At 67.4% G+C, this 17,489-nt stretch carries 12 protein-coding genes; 10 read left to right on the top strand and 2 right to left on the bottom strand.

Going from position 1 to position 17,489, the window contains the following annotated elements:
- Window positions 1–1,120: 1,120 nt before the first annotated feature.
- A complete protein-coding gene (gene acnA / locus IE239_RS03260) occupies window positions 1,121–3,838 on the top strand; it encodes an aconitate hydratase AcnA (protein ID WP_190147682.1) in 2,718 nt (905 codons plus the stop codon).
- 399 nt (window positions 3,839–4,237) lie between these two features.
- On the opposite strand, the gene IE239_RS03255 is transcribed toward acnA, so the two are convergent.
- On the bottom strand, window positions 4,238–4,834 hold the full coding sequence (locus tag IE239_RS03255; RefSeq protein ID WP_190147681.1) for a TetR/AcrR family transcriptional regulator: 597 nt from the start codon (window positions 4,832–4,834) through the stop codon (window positions 4,238–4,240).
- Window positions 4,835–4,920: 86 nt separating this feature from the next.
- Between IE239_RS03255 and IE239_RS03250 the strand changes: the two genes are divergently transcribed.
- From IE239_RS03250 to IE239_RS03240, 3 genes are all read left to right on the top strand, one after another.
- Window positions 4,921–5,346: a nuclear transport factor 2 family protein gene (locus IE239_RS03250; protein ID WP_190147680.1), complete on the top strand. Its 426-nt coding sequence runs from the start codon at window positions 4,921–4,923 to the stop codon at window positions 5,344–5,346.
- The gene (locus IE239_RS03245) at window positions 5,343–6,194 is read left to right on the top strand and encodes an NmrA family NAD(P)-binding protein (RefSeq protein WP_190147679.1); all 852 of its coding nucleotides are present in this window, start codon (window positions 5,343–5,345) and stop codon (window positions 6,192–6,194) included. The genes IE239_RS03250 and IE239_RS03245 overlap by 4 nt, the downstream gene beginning before the upstream one ends.
- Before the next feature lie 1,115 nt (window positions 6,195–7,309).
- Window positions 7,310–8,374, top strand: a complete 1,065-nt coding sequence (locus IE239_RS03240; RefSeq protein ID WP_190147678.1) for a lytic polysaccharide monooxygenase auxiliary activity family 9 protein — start codon at window positions 7,310–7,312, stop codon at window positions 8,372–8,374.
- Between the two features lie 814 nt (window positions 8,375–9,188).
- Here the strand turns inward: IE239_RS03240 and IE239_RS03235 are convergent.
- Window positions 9,189–10,181: an acetylxylan esterase gene (locus IE239_RS03235; RefSeq protein ID WP_190147677.1), complete on the bottom strand. Its 993-nt coding sequence runs from the start codon at window positions 10,179–10,181 to the stop codon at window positions 9,189–9,191.
- A 271-nt stretch (window positions 10,182–10,452) separates the two neighbouring features.
- Here IE239_RS03235 and IE239_RS03230 point away from each other — a divergent pair, with 271 nt between their 5' ends.
- The 6 genes from IE239_RS03230 to IE239_RS03205 all read left to right on the top strand — a co-directional run bounded on the left by IE239_RS03230 (window position 10,453) and on the right by IE239_RS03205 (window position 17,380).
- Window positions 10,453–11,442, top strand: coding sequence for an ABC transporter permease (locus tag IE239_RS03230; protein ID WP_190147676.1), 990 nt, complete (start codon window positions 10,453–10,455; stop codon window positions 11,440–11,442).
- Window positions 11,439–12,353, top strand: a complete 915-nt coding sequence (locus IE239_RS03225) for a carbohydrate ABC transporter permease (RefSeq protein WP_373308047.1) — start codon at window positions 11,439–11,441, stop codon at window positions 12,351–12,353. The genes IE239_RS03230 and IE239_RS03225 overlap by 4 nt, the downstream gene beginning before the upstream one ends.
- A 33-nt stretch (window positions 12,354–12,386) precedes the next feature.
- Entirely contained in the window at window positions 12,387–14,042 is a 1,656-nt protein-coding gene (locus IE239_RS03220) for an ABC transporter substrate-binding protein (RefSeq protein WP_190147675.1), read from the top strand.
- The gene (locus tag IE239_RS03215; RefSeq protein ID WP_190147674.1) at window positions 14,039–15,547 is read left to right on the top strand and encodes a GH39 family glycosyl hydrolase; all 1,509 of its coding nucleotides are present in this window, start codon (window positions 14,039–14,041) and stop codon (window positions 15,545–15,547) included. The genes IE239_RS03220 and IE239_RS03215 overlap by 4 nt, the downstream gene beginning before the upstream one ends.
- A gap of 295 nt (window positions 15,548–15,842) precedes the next feature.
- The gene (locus IE239_RS03210; RefSeq protein ID WP_190147673.1) at window positions 15,843–16,526 is read left to right on the top strand and encodes a hypothetical protein; all 684 of its coding nucleotides are present in this window, start codon (window positions 15,843–15,845) and stop codon (window positions 16,524–16,526) included.
- Window positions 16,523–17,380, top strand: a complete 858-nt coding sequence (locus tag IE239_RS03205; RefSeq protein ID WP_308435377.1) for a beta-galactosidase — start codon at window positions 16,523–16,525, stop codon at window positions 17,378–17,380. Before IE239_RS03210 ends, IE239_RS03205 begins: the two co-directional genes overlap by 4 nt.
- Window positions 17,381–17,489: the final 109 nt, after the last annotated feature.

The raw sequence follows: 17,489 nt of genomic DNA, 5'->3' as shown, positions 1-17,489 counted from the left end.
GCTGCCGTGGCTTTCCCTGATCTTCTGTCGGTTCAGCAGCGGGGAAAGGTCGGCGGGCAGGTGCGGAAGTCTTTCGTCGGCCGGTCGGTGACGCTGCGGGTTGTCTCGTTGTGCAGGATCAGCGAGAGCGTGTCCCATCCGGTGTGGTGAAGATCGAATCTGTAGTGGGTGGGGCGATCGCGGACCCACTTGGTGAGGGGGGCCGTCGATGTCGTCGGGTTCGTAGCCGACGACGATGCCGCGGGCGCTGACTTCACCGATCAACGGGGCAAGGCCGCCGTCCCGTAAAGCGGTTCGTTCCTGCTCCCGACCGGCGAACCGGACCCGGTCACCCACCGACGGCAGCCGCGGACGCATCGCCATCCCCGCCTCCTTCCTGCGCCACCCGGACCGGCGTCACCCATGCGGACGCCGACAACGGCGACGACTCCAGGCCGACCGCCGGCTGCCGACACCACAGCAGGTGGTAGACCACCGGAAGCACGTGAACCGGATCACCGCAGGCCCGAGCACCGGCCGGCAAGCCGGCTCCACCCACGAACACCTTCCGCAGGGCCGCCGCGGTGTCCTCCTGCGTCACCCGCGCATGCCGGAACCTCGCCGGCCGACGCGGATTCGCCGCGAACACGGGATCCAGCTAGCCGACCCGCCCGTACCCCCGGCCGACCGGAGCGCACGCATCCCTGATTCCGGCGAACTTCACCGCGTCGCGCTCACCGGTCCGCTCATCCGGCCTGACGTCCACCACCAGACCCGTTCCATCATCCCGGCCTCCATGGCCAAGCACCGACCCGGTACAGCGACCGTAGGCAAGGCGGGTCAGTGGCACCTCGGAAAGACTGAGACACCGCACTACTCGTCCGAGAGGACTGAGAGGCGGCCACCGAGGCCCTGGAAAGACCGAGACTGCCCCGGGTCCACTGAGACAGGACAGCGAGCCCGGGCATGACCATTGAGCCCTCATGTACTAGAGTTATCTCGACATCGAGATATCTGCCGAAGGCGCACCGCGGCCGCCACTTGGTAAGGCCACCCTAACTTAGCCTGACCTCAGCGGATCGGCCAAGCCTGTGTGACGGCAGGATGCGGTGGTACGCGCACATCAATGAAGGAGACTGTCGTGTCGGCGAACAGCTTCGACGCCCGCAGCACGCTGCAGGTGGGCGACGAGTCGTACGAGATCTTCCGGCTGGACAAGGTGGAAGGCTCGGCTCGCCTTCCGTACAGCCTGAAGGTGCTGCTGGAGAACCTGCTCCGTACCGAGGACGGCGCGAACATCACCGCCGACCACATCCGTGCCCTCGGCGGCTGGGACTCGCAGGCCCAGCCCAGCCAGGAGATCCAGTTCACGCCGGCCCGCGTGATCATGCAGGACTTCACCGGCGTGCCCTGTGTCGTCGACCTCGCCACCATGCGCGAGGCCGTCAAGGAGCTCGGCGGCGACCCGGCCAAGGTCAACCCGCTCTCCCCGGCCGAGCTGGTCATCGACCACTCCGTCATCGCGGACAAGTTCGGCACGAACGAGGCCTTCGCGCAGAACGTCGAGCTGGAGTACGGCCGCAACCGCGAGCGCTACCAGTTCCTGCGCTGGGGCCAGACCGCGTTCGACGACTTCAAGGTCGTCCCGCCGGGCACCGGCATCGTCCACCAGGTGAACATCGAGCACCTGGCGCGCACGGTCATGGTCCGCAACGGCCAGGCGTACCCCGACACCCTCGTCGGCACCGACTCGCACACCACCATGGTCAACGGCCTCGGTGTGCTGGGCTGGGGCGTCGGCGGCATCGAGGCCGAGGCCGCGATGCTGGGCCAGCCGGTCTCGATGCTCATCCCGCGCGTCGTCGGCTTCAAGCTCACCGGCGAGCTGCCTGCCGGCACCACCGCCACGGACCTGGTCCTCACGATCACCGAGATGCTGCGCAAGCACGGCGTCGTCGGCAAGTTCGTCGAGTTCTACGGTGAGGGCGTCGCCGCGACCTCCCTCGCGAACCGCGCCACCATCGGCAACATGTCGCCGGAGTTCGGCTCCACCGCCGCGATCTTCCCGATCGACGACGAGACCCTCAAGTACCTCAAGCTCACCGGCCGCTCCGAGCAGCAGGTCGCGCTCGTCGAGGCGTACGCCAAGGAGCAGGGCCTCTGGCTGGACCCGAAGGCCGAGCCCGACTTCTCCGAGAAGCTGGAGCTCGACCTCTCGACGGTCGTCCCCTCCATCGCCGGCCCGAAGCGCCCGCAGGACCGCATCGTCCTCGCGAACGCCGCCGAGCAGTTCAAGAGCGACGTCCGCAACTACGTCGACACCGCCGACGAGGCCGGCAAGGAGTCCTTCCCGGCCTCCGACGCCCCGGCCAACCACCCCAACGGCTCCCCGTCCAACCCGGTCACCGTGACCGCCCCCGACGGCTCGACGTACGAGATCGACCACGGCGCGGTGACGGTCGCGGCCATCACCTCCTGCACCAACACCTCCAACCCGTACGTCATGGTCGCCGCCGCGCTCGTCGCGAAGAAGGCCGTGGAGAAGGGCCTGACCCGCAAGCCGTGGGTCAAGACCACCCTCGCCCCGGGTTCGAAGGTCGTCACCGACTACTTCGACAAGGCGGGCCTCACCCCGTACCTCGACAAGGTCGGCTTCAACCTCGTCGGCTACGGCTGCACCACCTGCATCGGCAACTCCGGCCCGCTGCCGGAGGAGGTCTCCAAGGCCGTCAACGACCACGACCTCGCGGTCACGTCGGTCCTGTCCGGCAACCGCAACTTCGAGGGCCGGATCAACCCCGACGTCAAGATGAACTACCTGGCCTCCCCGCCGCTGGTCGTCGCGTACGCCCTCGCGGGTTCCATGAAGGTGGACATCACCAGGGACGCCCTGGGCGCCGACCAGGACGGCAACCCGGTCTTCCTCAAGGACATCTGGCCCTCCGAGGCCGAGGTCAACGACGTCGTGGCCAACGCCATCGGCGAGGACATGTTCAAGAAGTCCTACCAGGACGTCTTCGCGGGCGACGCCCAGTGGCAGGCGCTGCCGATCCCGACCGGCAACACCTTCGAGTGGGACACCGAGTCGACCTACGTCCGCAAGCCCCCGTACTTCGAGGGCATGACGATGGAGACCACCCCGGTCTCCGACATCACCGGCGCGCGCGTCCTCGCCAAGCTGGGCGACTCGGTCACCACCGACCACATCTCCCCGGCCGGCGCCATCAAGGCCGACACCCCGGCCGGCAAGTACCTCACCGAGCACGGTGTGGAGCGTCGTGACTTCAACAGCTACGGCTCGCGCCGTGGCAACCACGAGGTCATGATCCGCGGCACGTTCGCCAACATCCGCCTGCGCAACCAGATCGCGCCGGGCACCGAGGGCGGTTACACCCGCGACTTCACGCAGGACGGCGGTCCGGTGTCGTTCATCTACGACGCCTCCCGCAACTACATCGAGCAGGGCGTCCCGCTGGCCATCCTGGCCGGCAAGGAGTACGGCTCGGGTTCCTCGCGTGACTGGGCCGCCAAGGGCACCGCGCTGCTCGGCGTCAAGGCCGTCATCGCCGAGTCGTACGAGCGCATCCACCGCTCGAACCTCATCGGCATGGGCGTCCTGCCGCTGCAGTTCCCGGAGGGCACCAACGCCGAGTCCTTCGGCCTGACCGGCGAGGAGACCTTCTCCTTCACCGGCGTCGAGGAGCTCAACAACGGCACCACCCCGCGCACCGTCAAGGTCACCACCGACACGGGCGTCGAGTTCGACGCGGTCGTCCGCATCGACACCCCCGGTGAGGCCGACTACTACCGCAACGGCGGCATCATGCAGTACGTGCTCCGCAGCCTGATCCGCAAGTAAGCGGACGAGCAAGCGGTTACGCAAGCACTTCAGGGCCGCATCCCCGGTGACGGGGGTGCGGCCCTTCGCCATGTCCGTTCCGAAGCCGTCACCGACCCTCCCAGCCGCCGGGGAAGACCAGCGGCAGGGCTGTCACCGGCGTGGGAACGGACGAGGGCGACTCACCGAGTCGTAGCGGCACAGCGTCGCCTTCGCGGATGACGTCGTCGAGGATGAGCGGACGACCGCGGCTCAGCGGTTGTGCGTGGAGTCAAAGGCCCGGTAACTCTTTCTTGATCTTCTTGGTCTTGCTCAGGCAAAGGGCCGTTCGTGAGGGGCCCCGCTGATCAAGGACTCGCCCGATCCTCGATCACTCCTCGGCGGTCAGCCCCTGCGGTGGCCAGAAGCAATCTTCGGCGGTCAGCTCTTGCGGTGGCCAGAGGTCAGGGCTCTGGTGACGAAGCTCGCCAGCTGCGCACGCATCCTCTCCCGCGGAACGCGCTCTTCCCCGGCCAGGTGCTCCACGAGGTCGGCTCGTGTGGCGGCGAGCAGGGCGTGGGCGATGAAGTCGCTGTCGCTGAGGCCGGGGATCTGCTCCAGTACGGCTCGGAGCAGACTGTGCCACCGCTCGTAGTGCTCCGCCCGGTACGGGCTGCGGCTCCCGCCTTCCTCCAGGGCCAGCGCGAGGCGCCGGTTGTCGAGTTTGAAACACAGGACCGCATCGAGCAGGGCGGGTACGCGATCCCGTGGCGGGGTCGCGGGCCCCAGGGGCGGTGGACCGGTCTCGACGGCCTGTCTGACCGGCTCGAGCCGTGCCTCGTACAGCGCGCGGAGCAGCCCGGCGCGATCGCCGAAGGCCCGGAAGAGCGTGCCCTTGCCGACGCCGGCCGCTGCCGCGACCTCGGCCATCGTGACGTCCTCGGGGCTCTCGCGGCGGGCGAACAGGGCGTCGGCGGCCGCGAGCACGGCCTCGCGGTTGCGGACGGCGTCCTTGCGAGACGACTGACGTTCGGGCATGGTCCTCCTGCCGTTTGCGAAACGGACCCGTGGTCCATATCGTTGAATCGGACCCAGGGTCCGGATTCTACGACTGGAGGACACCCATGTCCGCACCGACCTCCCCGGCGGATCTCTACCGCCACAGCCTGCGACTGCTGCTCGACAAGGACATTCCCGCGTGGGTCGCCCTGTGGGCCGAGGGCGGCGTCATGGAGTTCCCCTTCGCCCCCGGCGGCTGGCCCCGGCGGCTGGAGGGCAGGGAGGCCATCGCCGCCTACATGCGCCACTACCCCGACCACATCGACCTGCACGGCTTCCCCGACCTGCGGATCCATCAGACCACCGATCCACAGACCATCGTGGTCGAGATGCGCGGCGTAGGCCGACTCGTGGAGAGCGGTGCTCCCTTGGACGTGACCTACATCGCCGTCGTGACCGTTCGAGACGGGCACTTCACGTCCTATCGCGACTACTGGAACCCCCTCGCCGTCCAGGAGCCAGGCGCCGACTTCGCCGGGAGCAGCCGATGACCACCGCCGGCACCACTCTGGTCATCGGCGCCACGGGCACCACCGGAAGCCGAACCGCCGCGCAGCTGACGGCCGCGGGCCACCGAGTCAAAGCCGCCGGCCGCCGGGCCGTCCCGGTCGCTGGTGCCGAGTCGGTCCCCTTCGACTGGTACGACCCCGCCACCCACGCGGCCGCCGTCGACGGCGTCGACTGTCTCTACCTCATACCGCCCCTGGGCGACCCCGACCCCGCGGCGACCATGCTGCCGTTCCTCCACCAGGCCCGCACCGCCGGCGTGCGCCGTGCGGTGCTGCTGAGCTCCTCGGCCATCCCCGAGGGCGGCCCGGCGGTGGGAACGGTGCACCAAGCCCTGCCCGATCTCTGGGAAGAGTGGGCGGTACTGCGGCCCTCGTGGTTCATGCAGAACTTCACCGGCACGCACGCCCACGCTCGCAGCATCCGCGACGAGGGCATCATCCGGACCGCGACGGCGAGCGGCCGGGTCGGATTCGTCGACGCCGAGGACATCGCGGCCGTCGCCGTGCGCGCTCTGACCGACGAGCAGGCCCCCAACACCGATCTCGTCCTCACCGGACCCGAGACACTCGGCTACGACGACGTCGCCGCGATCATCACCGAGGTCACCGGTCGGCCCGTGGTCCACCACCGTCTGACCTACGAGCAGATGCGCGATCACCTCACGACGCAGGTGCCGGCGGAGTTCGCCGCGATGCTGGCCGGCATGGACCGTGCGATCGCCGAAGGGGCGGAGGACCGCATCACCGACACCGTCCAGCGCCTCACCGGTCGGCCCCCGTGCACCCTCCGGGCCCTCCTCGAGAGGGAGATGCGATGCAGCAGCAGCTGATGTTCCAGGACGATCAGCAGTTCAGTTCCGGTTCGGGGCCCTGCGCCACCTCGGCCCGGAGGGCCGAGAGTTCGGCGAGTTCGGCGAGTTCGGCGAGTTCGGCGAGTGCTGGCCCGCAGGGTAGGCCAAGGCGAAGAAGGGCTCGCCACCCGAGCGCCGCAACGTGCTGACCAGCTGGCCGGCACTGGACCCCCGGCACCATCGAGGAACGCATCAGCGAGGTCCGTCCCGGGATGCGGCGATCGACCAGTTGCCGTCGACGCGTGCCCGGGCGGCCTGGCGAGCAGCACGGCGCCCTCGACCAGACCCAGGGACTCCAGGCCGCTGCCCATCCACACCAGGGGCCCCGGGCTTTCCCGAGCCCAGGGCCGCAGCTGAAAGCCGGGCCCATGGCCGTCCGGGGTGCGGCATTCGACCAGCCGGGCCCAGTGGCCCTCCGGGCGTGGACCTCGGGTCGGGTCCGGTGGCTGGGCTCCTGCTTCGCCGCCTGACGGGGCGCCGTCGGCCTGGACCCGACGCCGGAGTGCCGCTCACTGCGCAGGTCCTGCATCGGCCATCTGACCGAGGCGGCCGCCGGTTGTCTTGACGGGCGTTGCTGCCTCCATGGCGTCGACCGCTGAACTCGGCGTCGAGTGTCGCCTGAGCCACATGTCTCGCCTCGGCGTACACGAGGTCCTGTAACCGCTTCCACAACTCGTCCTCAGAGACGTCCTCGACGCAGCATCCTGGCGAACCGCCGTCGCTCACCTTCGTGACCTGCTGCCGGCCCGGAGCGCTCGCGTCCCGGCGGGCCAAGGTGTGGCGCCTGGCGCGTTCCGATACTTCTGCACCCCGGCCGGCGGTCCGACCGCCGAGTGAAACGTACAACCCCGTTTACAAATAGGCCGTAGGACGCTACGTTCCGCCACAGGTGGAGTGGGAGCGCTCCCACATTCTCGCGCCCGGTGGACCGGAACCTGCCGGACGTGGGTGGGACGCTCCCGCTTCGCCCATCACCAGGACGCGCACGCCCGCAAGCAGCTTGCACCTACGCGAACCGCTACCGCATCCGCAGTGCACCCCATGCACGCACGGTCCGTACACGGAAGGCGGACTCCTCTGTCATGCAGACTGTCATGATCACGCCAAATGAGAAATCCACTTTACGCACCCGAGCCTTCTTCCTCGTCCTCCTGGCCTTGCTGGCCACCGTTCCCGCCCTCGGTCTGATCGTCACGGCCGGCGGCAAGGCCGAGGCCCACGGCACTCCGATGAAACCCGCCAGTCGTACGTTTCTCTGCTGGCAGGACGGCCTGACCAACAGCGGCGAGATCAAGCCGATCAACCCGGCCTGCAAGAACGCCCAGCAAGTAAGCGGTACCACGCCGTTCTACAACTGGTTCTCGGTGCTGCGCTCCGACGGTGCGGGCCGCACCCGCGGATTCGTCCCCGACGGTCAACTGTGCAGCGGCGGCAACACCAACTTCACCGGCTTCAACGCGCCGCGCAACGACTGGCCCCTGACCCATCTCACCGCGGGCTCCACGGTCGACTTCTCCTACAACGCCTGGGCGGCGCACCCGGGTTGGTTCTACGTCTACGTCACGAAAGACGGGTTCGACCCGACCCGCACGCTCACCTGGGACGACCTCGAGAGCCAGCCCTTCCTCTCCGTCGACCACCCACCGCTCCACGGCAGTCCCGGCACGGTCGAGGCCAACTACTCCTGGACCGGCCAGCTGCCTGCCAACAAGTCCGGCCGGCACATCATCTACATGGTCTGGCAGCGCTCGGACAGCGCGGAGACCTTCTACTCCTGCTCCGACGTCGTCTTCGACGGAGGAAATGGCGAGGTAACCGGTATCCACGAGCCGGGCAATCCGACCGAGCCGGTTCCGGGCACCTGCACCGCCACCCGTAGGACCACGAACACATGGAACGGCGGCTACCAGTCCGAGGTGACCGTCACCAACTCAGGCGACGTCCCGATGCTCGGCTGGATGGTCGACTGGACGCTGCCCTCAGGCCAGTCGGTGGCCAGCGTGTGGAGCGGCAACGCCACGTCCACCGGACAGGCGGTGATGGTCCATAACGCCGACTGGAACGGCTCGTTGAGTCCGGGACAGAGCACGACGTTCGGGTATGTCACCTCCGGTTCGGGCGGAGACAGCACGACCAGCCTGCCCTGCAGAGTGGGTTGAGCAACTGACGTAGCAGAAGGACCCGGTGAGCGGCCGACGCTCACCGGGTCTGCGAAACCGGACGGGATTGCCCGAAGGAGGAAGCGCGGGGCGTTCCGAAGCGTCCGGCCCGGACTGCGCGGCCCTGCTCGGCCCGGGTAGACCTGGTCCTCCGAGCAGGGCCGCGCAGGACAACGCTGTCGCGAAGTCGTCCGGCCTCCTGCCCGCTCTATGAGTGAGGCGCCTGGCTGAGCCGGGGGCGGCAGGGTGGACACCGCCTTGCCCGGCGTCGGTACCGTCCCTCACGGTCTTGTCCACAAAAGCTCTGTGATGACCCTCGTCCAGCTGCGTAGAGCACTGCTCCGCCGGACGCACGGCTCTCCCCGTCGAACCTCCGACGCGCCCCCTGCAACCCCTTGCGCGGGCGGCCAAGCGAACCGGCTCTTCTGACTCGGACTGTCGATACCAGTCCGGGGTGAAGATGGACGAGTTGTCGTGGGCGGCGCAGACCGATCGATCGAGCTCACGCGGCGGGTGAGCGTGTCCGCGGACCTGCTTCTGCTGGACGAACCCACCGAACCCGTTTCACCATCCCTGTCGGAGGAGTCGGAGGAGTCGGAGGAGTCGGAGGAGTCGGAGGAGTCGGAGGAGTCGGAGGAGTCGGAGGAGTCGGAGGAGTCGGAGGAGTCGGAGGAGGCGTTGCTCGGCTGTGCGGGCGCGCCGGCGCCGGTCACCCGCGACCGCCGTGTGGGGGCTCGGTTCACCGGCTCCCAGGTGGAGCCGAGAGCGGGAAGAGTGGCCGGTGGAGATGGGAGAGTGGTGCACGGACGGCGCACTATTCAGCCAACCGCTGCTCCAGCCAGTGCAGTTGGCGCCTCACGTGCTTGCCCTCGCCGCCCTCGTGCCCGTTGAACGGATACGAGTGGATCTCGTTGCGGGCATGCGTGCCGCCGCTCAGCTCGCCGTAGCGGTTGAACGCCGCATACGCCCCGCTCGGAGGGCAGACGGTGTCGCGCAGGCCTGTGCCGAAGTGGACCGGGGCCTTGGCCAGCCGGGCGAAGGAAACGCCTTCTACGTAGGAAAGCGTGCGGTAAGCGGCTTCTTCGGCACCTCGATGGACGGACAGATAACAAGCGATCTCACCGTACGGGCCCACGTCGGTGAGATCCAGGGCCCGCCGGATGCCGCAGAGGAAGGGGGCCGTGACGAGTGCGGCGGCAAGATCGGGGACCAGGCCAGCCACAGCCAGGGCGAGTCCTCCGCCCTGGCTGTTTCCTACGGCGACCGTACGGACGGGATCGACGCCGGGCAGGGTGCGGACCGCCGTCACGGCCCGCACCGCGTCCGTGATCAGACGCCGGTAGTGGTAGTCCTGCGGTGAGAGCAGACCGCGGGCGGCCGGGCCGGGACCACCGGGTGCGGTGGCGTGCGGGTCGGGGGTGGCGCCCCCGTCACCGTACTGGTCACCCTGACCGCGGTTGTCCATGAGTAGATGCGCGTAGCCTGCATTCACCCAGGTCAGGCGCTCGTGCGGGTAACCGCGTCCGCGCCCGTAGCCGATGTACTCGACGACTGCGGTAAGCGGTTCCTGCACGCCGGCCGGGCGGTGGAACCAAGCCTTGATCGGATCACCTGCAAAGCCTCGGAACGTGACGTCCCAGGTCTCGACGAGGCGGAGACCGGTTTCGACGGGATGCACGGACACCAGTGGGTCTCGCTGCTGTCCCTGGTGCAGAGTCCCGGCCCAGAACGTGTCGAAGTCGGCGGGCTCGTCGAGCTGGGGGCGGTGGCGCTTCAGCTCGGAAAGCGGCAGGTCGAACGCGGGCACAGTGCCACCTCGCAGGGTCGTGGGGGAGCGATCGTTGCGTAGGCCAGACAGAAAATTGCGGGGGAGAGTCGCAGTCGACTTCCCGGTTCTACCCCACCCGGGAGGATTCCACCACGCCGCCCGACGTCTCACCAGTCCACCGTGCAGCAACCATTGACAGCGCTTTCCGTGACCCCTTACGTTGCCGCAGAGTTACCGGTAAGGGCACGAAAGTTTCGAGATCACGCACGTCGATTCGAGCGTTTCGAAGGATGCCCCGGGAGGCCAGAGCATGAGCACCTCCACCAGGTCGGCCCCACCGCCAGAAACCCAGCACCCGCTCGCGAGGTCCCGGCACGGCCCGACGCGTCCGGGCGCGCGTCGAGGCTGGGGGCGGGCGCTGCGCCGGGACTGGCAGCTGTATTCGCTGGCCGTGCTGCCGCTTCTGTTCTTCCTGGTTTTCCGCTATCTGCCGATGATCGGCAACGTGATCGCCTTTCGCCGCTTCGAACCGGGCGGGTCGATTCTGGGAGAGCGGTGGGTGGGACTCCGTTACGTGCGGATGTTTCTGACCGACCCCACCTTCTGGCAAGTCTTCCGCAACACCTTGTGGCTCGGCGGGCTCACGCTGGTGTTCTGTTTTCCCGTCCCGATCGTCCTGGCGCTGTTGCTCAACGAGGTGCGACGACGCTCGCTGAAACAGTTCGTGCAATCGATTTCGTACCTTCCTCACTTCCTGTCGATCGTGATCGTCGCAGGCATCACCATGCAGATACTGGCCACGGACGGTCCGGTCAACCACGTACTGGCCTGGTCCGGCCACGAACCGGTCCGCTTCATCCAGGAACCCGGATGGTTTCGCACGATCTACGTGGGCTCGGAGATCTGGCAGACCGCCGGCTGGGGCACCATCCTCTATCTCGCGGCGCTCACGACCATCGACGAGGACCTCTACGAGGCCGCCCGTATCGACGGCGCGAGCCGGTGGCGGCAGATCTGGCACGTCACGCTGCCGGGCATCCGCCCCACCATGATCACGTTGCTGATCCTCAACATCGGCACGTTCATGGCGGTCGGCTTCGAGAAGGTCCTCCTGCTCTACAACCCGCTCACCTACCCGACGGCCGATGTGATCTCCACCTATCTGTACCGAACCGGCGTCGAGTCCAACAGCTTCAGCTACGCCGCGGCGATCGGACTGTTCGAGGCGGTCATCGGACTCGTGCTGATCACGAGCGCGAACCTGTTGTCGCGTCGCACGGTGGGGACGAGCCTGTGGTGAGCCTCCTGGCCTCCCGCGCTCAGCGGGCGCGCACCTCCGTGCACCAGCCCACGCGCGGCTACCGCGTCTTCCAGGGCGTCAACGGCGTCATCCTCACGCTGGTCGTGCTCGTGACCCTGTACCCCTTCGTCAACATCATCGCCCGGTCCTTCAGCGGGGAACGCCAGATACGTGCCGGCGAGGTGGCTCTGTGGCCGAAGGGATTCAACCTCACCACTTACAAGATCGTTTTCCATGACTCGATGTTCTGGCGCAACTACGGAAACACGGTTCTGTACACGGTCGTCTCCACCGTCATCGCCATGGTTCTGACGACCTGTTACGCCTATGTTCTATCGAAGAAGGATCTCAAGGGACGGGGGGTGCTGGTCGGCGCCGCCGTGTTCACCATGTTCTTCACCGGCGGGCTGATTCCGAACTACGTCCTGGTCACCAGCCTCGGCTTGAAGAACTCCGTCTGGGCGATCGCCCTGCCCAACGCGATCAGCGTCTTCAACCTGCTGGTGATGAAGGCATTCTTCGAGAGCCTGCCGAGCGAACTCGAAGAGGCCGCAGAGATCGACGGGCTGAGTACCTACGGGATCCTGCTCAGAATCGTGTTGCCGCTGTCCAAGGCAGTCATCGCCACCATGGTTCTCTTCTACTCGGTGTCCTTCTGGAACTCCTGGTTCTCGGCGTACCTCTACATGGACCGTACCGAGTTGATGCCGGCCACGGTCTATCTGCGCAACCTGATATCGGGGGCCACCACCGGCGGAAACGCCGGCGCGGGAACCGATCAGCTCAGCCAGGTCGGGGCGAACATCCAGGCCGTCACCATCGTGCTGACGGCGCTGCCCATCCTCTGCGTATACCCGTTCGTTCAGCGTTACTTCGTCTCCGGCGTCACGCTCGGCGCGGTCAAGGGCTGAGAGCCGTACCTCTTACGGAACCAAGGAGCCTCCGTGAAGAACACAGGCCAACTGTCACGACGTCAGATGTTGTCCGCCGCAGGCTTCATCGGCCTGGCTGCCCTCACAGGCTGTGGAGGCGGAGAGGACGGAGGTGACGCAAAGGACCTCTCCAAGAAACAGAACGGAGCGATGAAGGAGTACCGCGTCGGGCAGCAGTTCAAGGCGTCGGAATCGCTTTCCTTCTCCATTCTGCACAACAACAACCCGATCTACCCGATGAAGGACGGCTGGCTCTTCTGGCAGGAGGTCACCAAGCGCACCGGGATCACCCTGAAGCCGGTCGCCGTCCCGCTGAGTGATTACGAGAAGAAGCGCAGTGTCCTCATCGGCGCCGGCGACGCACCGTTCCTCATCCCCAAGACCTATCATCCGTCGGAGGTCGCTTTCGTCTCGTCGGGCGCGATCCTCCCGGTCAGCGACTACGTGCACCTCATGCCCAACTTCCTGGACAAGGTCAGAAAGTGGAAGCTGGAGCCAGAGCTCGATTCCATCCGCCAGTCCGACGGCAAGTACTACCTTCTCCCCGGCCTGCACGAGAAGGTCAAATCCGGATACTCGCTGTCCTTCCGTACAGACGTCCTCGAACAGCTCGGCCTGAACCTGCCCACGACCTGGGATCAGGTCTACGACGTCTTCAAGGCGATCAAAGCCGAACACCCGGACAAGTACCCCTTCTCCGACCGCTGGAGCACCAACACGCCCTTCCCCGCTGCCGCGTTGCTCAGCTACCTCGGCCAGGCACACGGAGTGAAGGCCGGCTGGACCTACGACAACCTCAGCTTCGACACGAAAGCCGGAGAGTTCGTCTTCACCGGCGCCACGGACGCTTACCGCCAGGTGGTCGAGTACCTGAGGAGACTGGTCGCCGAAAAACTGATGGACCCGGAGAGCTTCACACAGACAGACGACGAAGCGGTGCAGAAACTGCTGGGCGAGAAGTCGTTCGCGATCAGCGCCAATCCGCAGGAGCTGGTCCAGAACTACCGTTACAACCTGGGAAAGCAGGTCAAAGGCGCGAAGATCGAGATGGTGCCGGTTCCGCTCGGTCCGGCTGGACCCGTGGTGATGGGCGGCGCACGGCTGGAGAACGGCGTCATGATCTCCACCAAGGCACTCAAGAGCGACACCTTCGTCGCGATGATGCAGTTCGTCGACTGGCTCTGGTACTCGGACGAGGGCCAGCGCTTCGCCAAGTGGGGTGTGCAGGGCACCACATACACCTACTCGGGCGGCCGGTACAAGCTCGAGCCCGGCATCAGCCTCATGGGTTCGAACCCGGGCGCGCCGAAGGACCTGCAGAAGGACTACGGGTTCTTCAACGGTGTTTTCACCTACGGCGGCAGTTGGGCGCTGGTGTCCTCGTCCTTCAGCACGGACGAGAGGAGGTTCCAGGACGCCATGGCTCAGCGTGAGCAACTGCCCATCGACCCGGCCCACCCGCTGCAGTCCGTGGAGCAGGAACAGGCCTCGCTCTGGGACACCCCGCTGAGGGACCACGTCACCCAGAACACGCTCAAGTTCGTCCTCGGAAAGCGACCACTGTCCGACTGGGGAGACTACGTCACCGAGTTGAAGGCCAAGAACATGGATCGGCTCGTCGGCCTGCACAACACGGCGCGCGAGCGCTTCAAGAAGGAGAACGGGTGATCAGCGTTCCCGCCGATCCGACGGGCCGGTTCTCCGAGGCCTGGCGACAATGCGTCGGCACCGGCCGAGTCGAACTCGCCCTGCGCCGTGACTATCAGGACTCCCTCAGCCTGCTGCAGCGCGAAATCGGGTTCCGCCTCATCCGCGGTCACGGCCTGCTCAGCGACGGCATGGGGGTGTACCGCCCTTACGAACACGAGGGCGCTCACCGGGTCCACCACTCCTTCACCTATGTCGATCAGGTGCTTGATGCCTACCTGGAAACCGGTATCAGGCCGTTTCTGGAGCTGGGGTTCATGCCCGCCGCGCTGGCCTCCGGCGAGCAGACGGTCTTCTGGTGGCGTGGCAATGTCACCCCGCCCCGTTCCCCTCGCGAGTGGGCCGACCTGGTCCGCGCGACGCTCATCCACCTCATCGACCGCTACGGTCTCGATGAGGTCCGGACCTGGCCCGTCGAGGTGTGGAACGAACCCAACCTGCGCGACTTCTGGCAGGACGCGGATGAAACGGCATACCACCGGCTGTACGAGATCACCGCGCACACAGTCAAAGAGGTGGACGCCGGTCTCCAGGTCGGAGGCCCCGCGATCTCACCCGGCGCCGATGACTGGCTGGACAGATTCGCCGAATTCACCGAGCGCCGGGACGTGCCGGTCGACTTCGTGTCGAAGCACGCCTACACCTCCGGGCCGGCACAGCACGTTCCGTTCGGCGTCCACCAGGCGCTCGCCCCGGCCTCCGACCTGCTCGACCAGTTCGCCACGCCCCGTGAACGTCTCAAGAGCACCGCACTGGCCCGCCTGCCGCTGCACATAACGGAGTTCAATTCCTCCTACCGTCCCGACAACCCGATCCACGACACCGCGTTCCACGCCGCCTACCTCGCCCCCGTGCTCGCCCACGGCGGCGACCTCGTGGACTCCTTCTCCTACTGGACGTTCAGCGACATGTTCGAGGAGGCCGGCGTCCCCACGGCTCTCTTCCACGGCGGCTTCGGACTGCTCACCCACCGGCAGGTCAAGAAGCCGACATACCACCTGTACGCCTTCATGGCCCGGATGGGCCCCGATCTGCTGGCACGAGGTGACGACCATCTCGTCACCCGCCATGCGGACGGCCGTATCGCGGTCCTGGCCTGGGCCCCCGTCGACCCGACGGGGCAGACCCCGGGGCCCGGCCGGCACGCGTTGCGCATGTCACTCCCGGTCGCGGCCCGGGAGGTGTTCGTGCGCCGGTCCACCGTCGACGAGAACCACGGAAACGCGTACACGACCTGGCGGCACATGGGCAGCCCACGCTCGCCGCGACTCGAGCAGCTCGACATCCTCCACGAGGCTGCCGAGCCCGCCCGCAGCCACCGGCGACTGACCGTCCAGGAAGGCCGCGCCGGGCTGGACCTCACCCTGGCACGCCACGAGATCACCCTCGTGGAGCTCACACCGGTGGCCGACGAGACACCGCCCTGGTGGGACGAGCAACGCTTGCTGGGCCGGTCGGCGCCATGAGCAGGGCAAACGCTTCGAGACCGCTTTCGACTCGGGTTCCACCCACCGCTGCTCACCGCCCTCGACAGCCTCCTCGCCCACGACGACATCGCGCAGTGGGACATCAGGTCCGACCCTGCCCTGAACGACTTCGAAATCGGTTTCCCCACCTGTTGCACCCCGACGCAGTCAACCCCTGTCCCGCCCCACTCCCGCCCCGCCACTCCATACCGTTTCTCTCCTCGAGCCTCTCCGTCCCGCTCCCCCTCTCTCTGTCCGATCCGCTTCCGCCGCCGAGCATCCGTCAGGGGGCCTCATGAGCCACGTGAACACCGCGGGGTTCGGCACAGGGCCGCTCTCCCGGGCCGCCGCCCTGCTGCACACGCTTCTCACGGTCGAGGCCCTTTTCCTCGCGACGGCCGCCCCAGGATCGGCCGGCCTGCTCGCCCTGGGTCCCGATCCCGCCAACCTGCCCCTCGCCGCCGTCTGCCTCTCCCCGCTCGGCCCGGCCGCCTCCGCCGCGCTGTACGTCCTGCACCACCGCAGCCGTGACCTCACGGACCTGCACCCGGCCCGGGCGTTCATGCGGGGCCTGCGCCTGAACGCATTCCCCGCGTCGAAACTCTGGTTGCCTCTGTCGGCCTGGCTGACCGTGATCGTCTTCACCCTCACCCACTTCGCTGCCACGGGCCTGCCCGCCTGGTGGGCGGTGTCGGTCGGGGCCATCGGCGTGGCCTCCCTGCTCTGGGGCGCACACGCGCTCGTCCTCACATCGCTGTTCACGTTCCGTGCCCGGGACACCGCCCGTCTTGCCGCGTACTTCCTGCTCCGGCAGTGGCGCGTCACCCTTGCCGCGGCATCGTTGCTGGTGCTGGCCGCCGGTCTGACCGTCCTGCTCACGGAGGCGCTGACCGCTCTGCTGGCCGCGCCGCTGCTGCTCTCCCTGCTGCGGTCGAGCCACCCGGTGATCGTCGAGACTCAGGAGGGCTTCACCGCATGACCGAGCACGAACCAGGAAACGAGGGCCGCGTTCCGCGCACAGCCGAGATCCCGCACGGCGCCGATCAGTACCCCGCACAGTGGCCGCGTGACGTCCATGAGGACGACCGTCTTCTGTTCGGGCAGGCCGGCGGCGACATGCTCACCGTCGGCGTCCTCGATTGGTCGGTGACGCAACCCGCCGAGGAGGTATACGACTTCACGATGCTCGACGGCGTACTCGACCGCGCCGTCGCCGAGGGACGGCACGTGTGTCTGGCCACCGCGACCGCCGCGGTCCCACCCTGGCTCGCGAAGAAGTACCCAGAGGTCCACCGCACCGACATCGAGGGCCGCCGTCACGGGTACGGGCAACGGCACAACTTCTGCCCCACTTCGCGCGCGTACCGTCGACTGTCCACGGCGCTGGCCGGCCGGCTCGCCGAACGCTACGCCCGGCACCCCGCGTTGCTCGCCTGGCACATCAACAACGAGTACGGCGGTACCTGCTACTGCGTATTGTGTGCCGAGGCCTTTCGCAACTGGTTGCGAGAGCGGTACGGAACTCTCGACGCTCTCAACGACGCATGGTGCACGACGTCGCACCGATTCAGCGACTGGGACGAGGTCGAGCCGCCGAGCGCGCCGACCGAGCACTGGCGCAGCCCTGACCACACCGCTTTCCAGGGCATCACCCTCCAATATCAGCGCTTCATGACGGACGCCCTGCTCGACTGCTTCACGGCCGAAAAGGACGCCATCCGCGTCCATGACCCGGACACGCCCGTCACCACCAGTCTCATCGGCATCCACCGTCCGATCGATCACCACAGGTGGGCATCGTCGTCCGGCGCGTCCTGGCAGGTCACGCGCTGATCGGTCCCTGCGCCGACCACCGCGCCGTGGAGACAGTCACCCGCGTCGCCCCCGACGGGGCCCGCCCGCTCTTCCCGCTCGACCACGGCTCGACGTCGGCCCATGTGTC

This window comes from Streptomyces humidus (assembly GCF_014649655.1).
Taxonomy (GTDB): Bacteria; Actinomycetota; Actinomycetes; order Streptomycetales; family Streptomycetaceae; genus Streptomyces; species Streptomyces humidus.
The sequence above is the reverse complement of the archived record's forward strand: the minus strand, read 5'-3'. Positions and strand labels throughout refer to the sequence as shown.

Coding starts and splice junctions, on each gene's coding strand:
- IE239_RS03255 (WP_190147681.1), bottom strand. CDS start 4,834: ATGCCCGAACGTCAGTCGTCTCGCAAGGACGCCGTCCGCAACCGCGAG.
- IE239_RS03250 (WP_190147680.1), top strand. CDS start 4,921: ATGTCCGCACCGACCTCCCCGGCGGATCTCTACCGCCACAGCCTGCGA.
- IE239_RS03245 (WP_190147679.1), top strand. CDS start 5,343: ATGACCACCGCCGGCACCACTCTGGTCATCGGCGCCACGGGCACCACC.
- IE239_RS03240 (WP_190147678.1), top strand. CDS start 7,310: ATGATCACGCCAAATGAGAAATCCACTTTACGCACCCGAGCCTTCTTC.
- IE239_RS03230 (WP_190147676.1), top strand. CDS start 10,453: ATGAGCACCTCCACCAGGTCGGCCCCACCGCCAGAAACCCAGCACCCG.
- IE239_RS03210 (WP_190147673.1), top strand. CDS start 15,843: ATGAGCCACGTGAACACCGCGGGGTTCGGCACAGGGCCGCTCTCCCGG.
- IE239_RS03205 (WP_308435377.1), top strand. CDS start 16,523: ATGACCGAGCACGAACCAGGAAACGAGGGCCGCGTTCCGCGCACAGCC.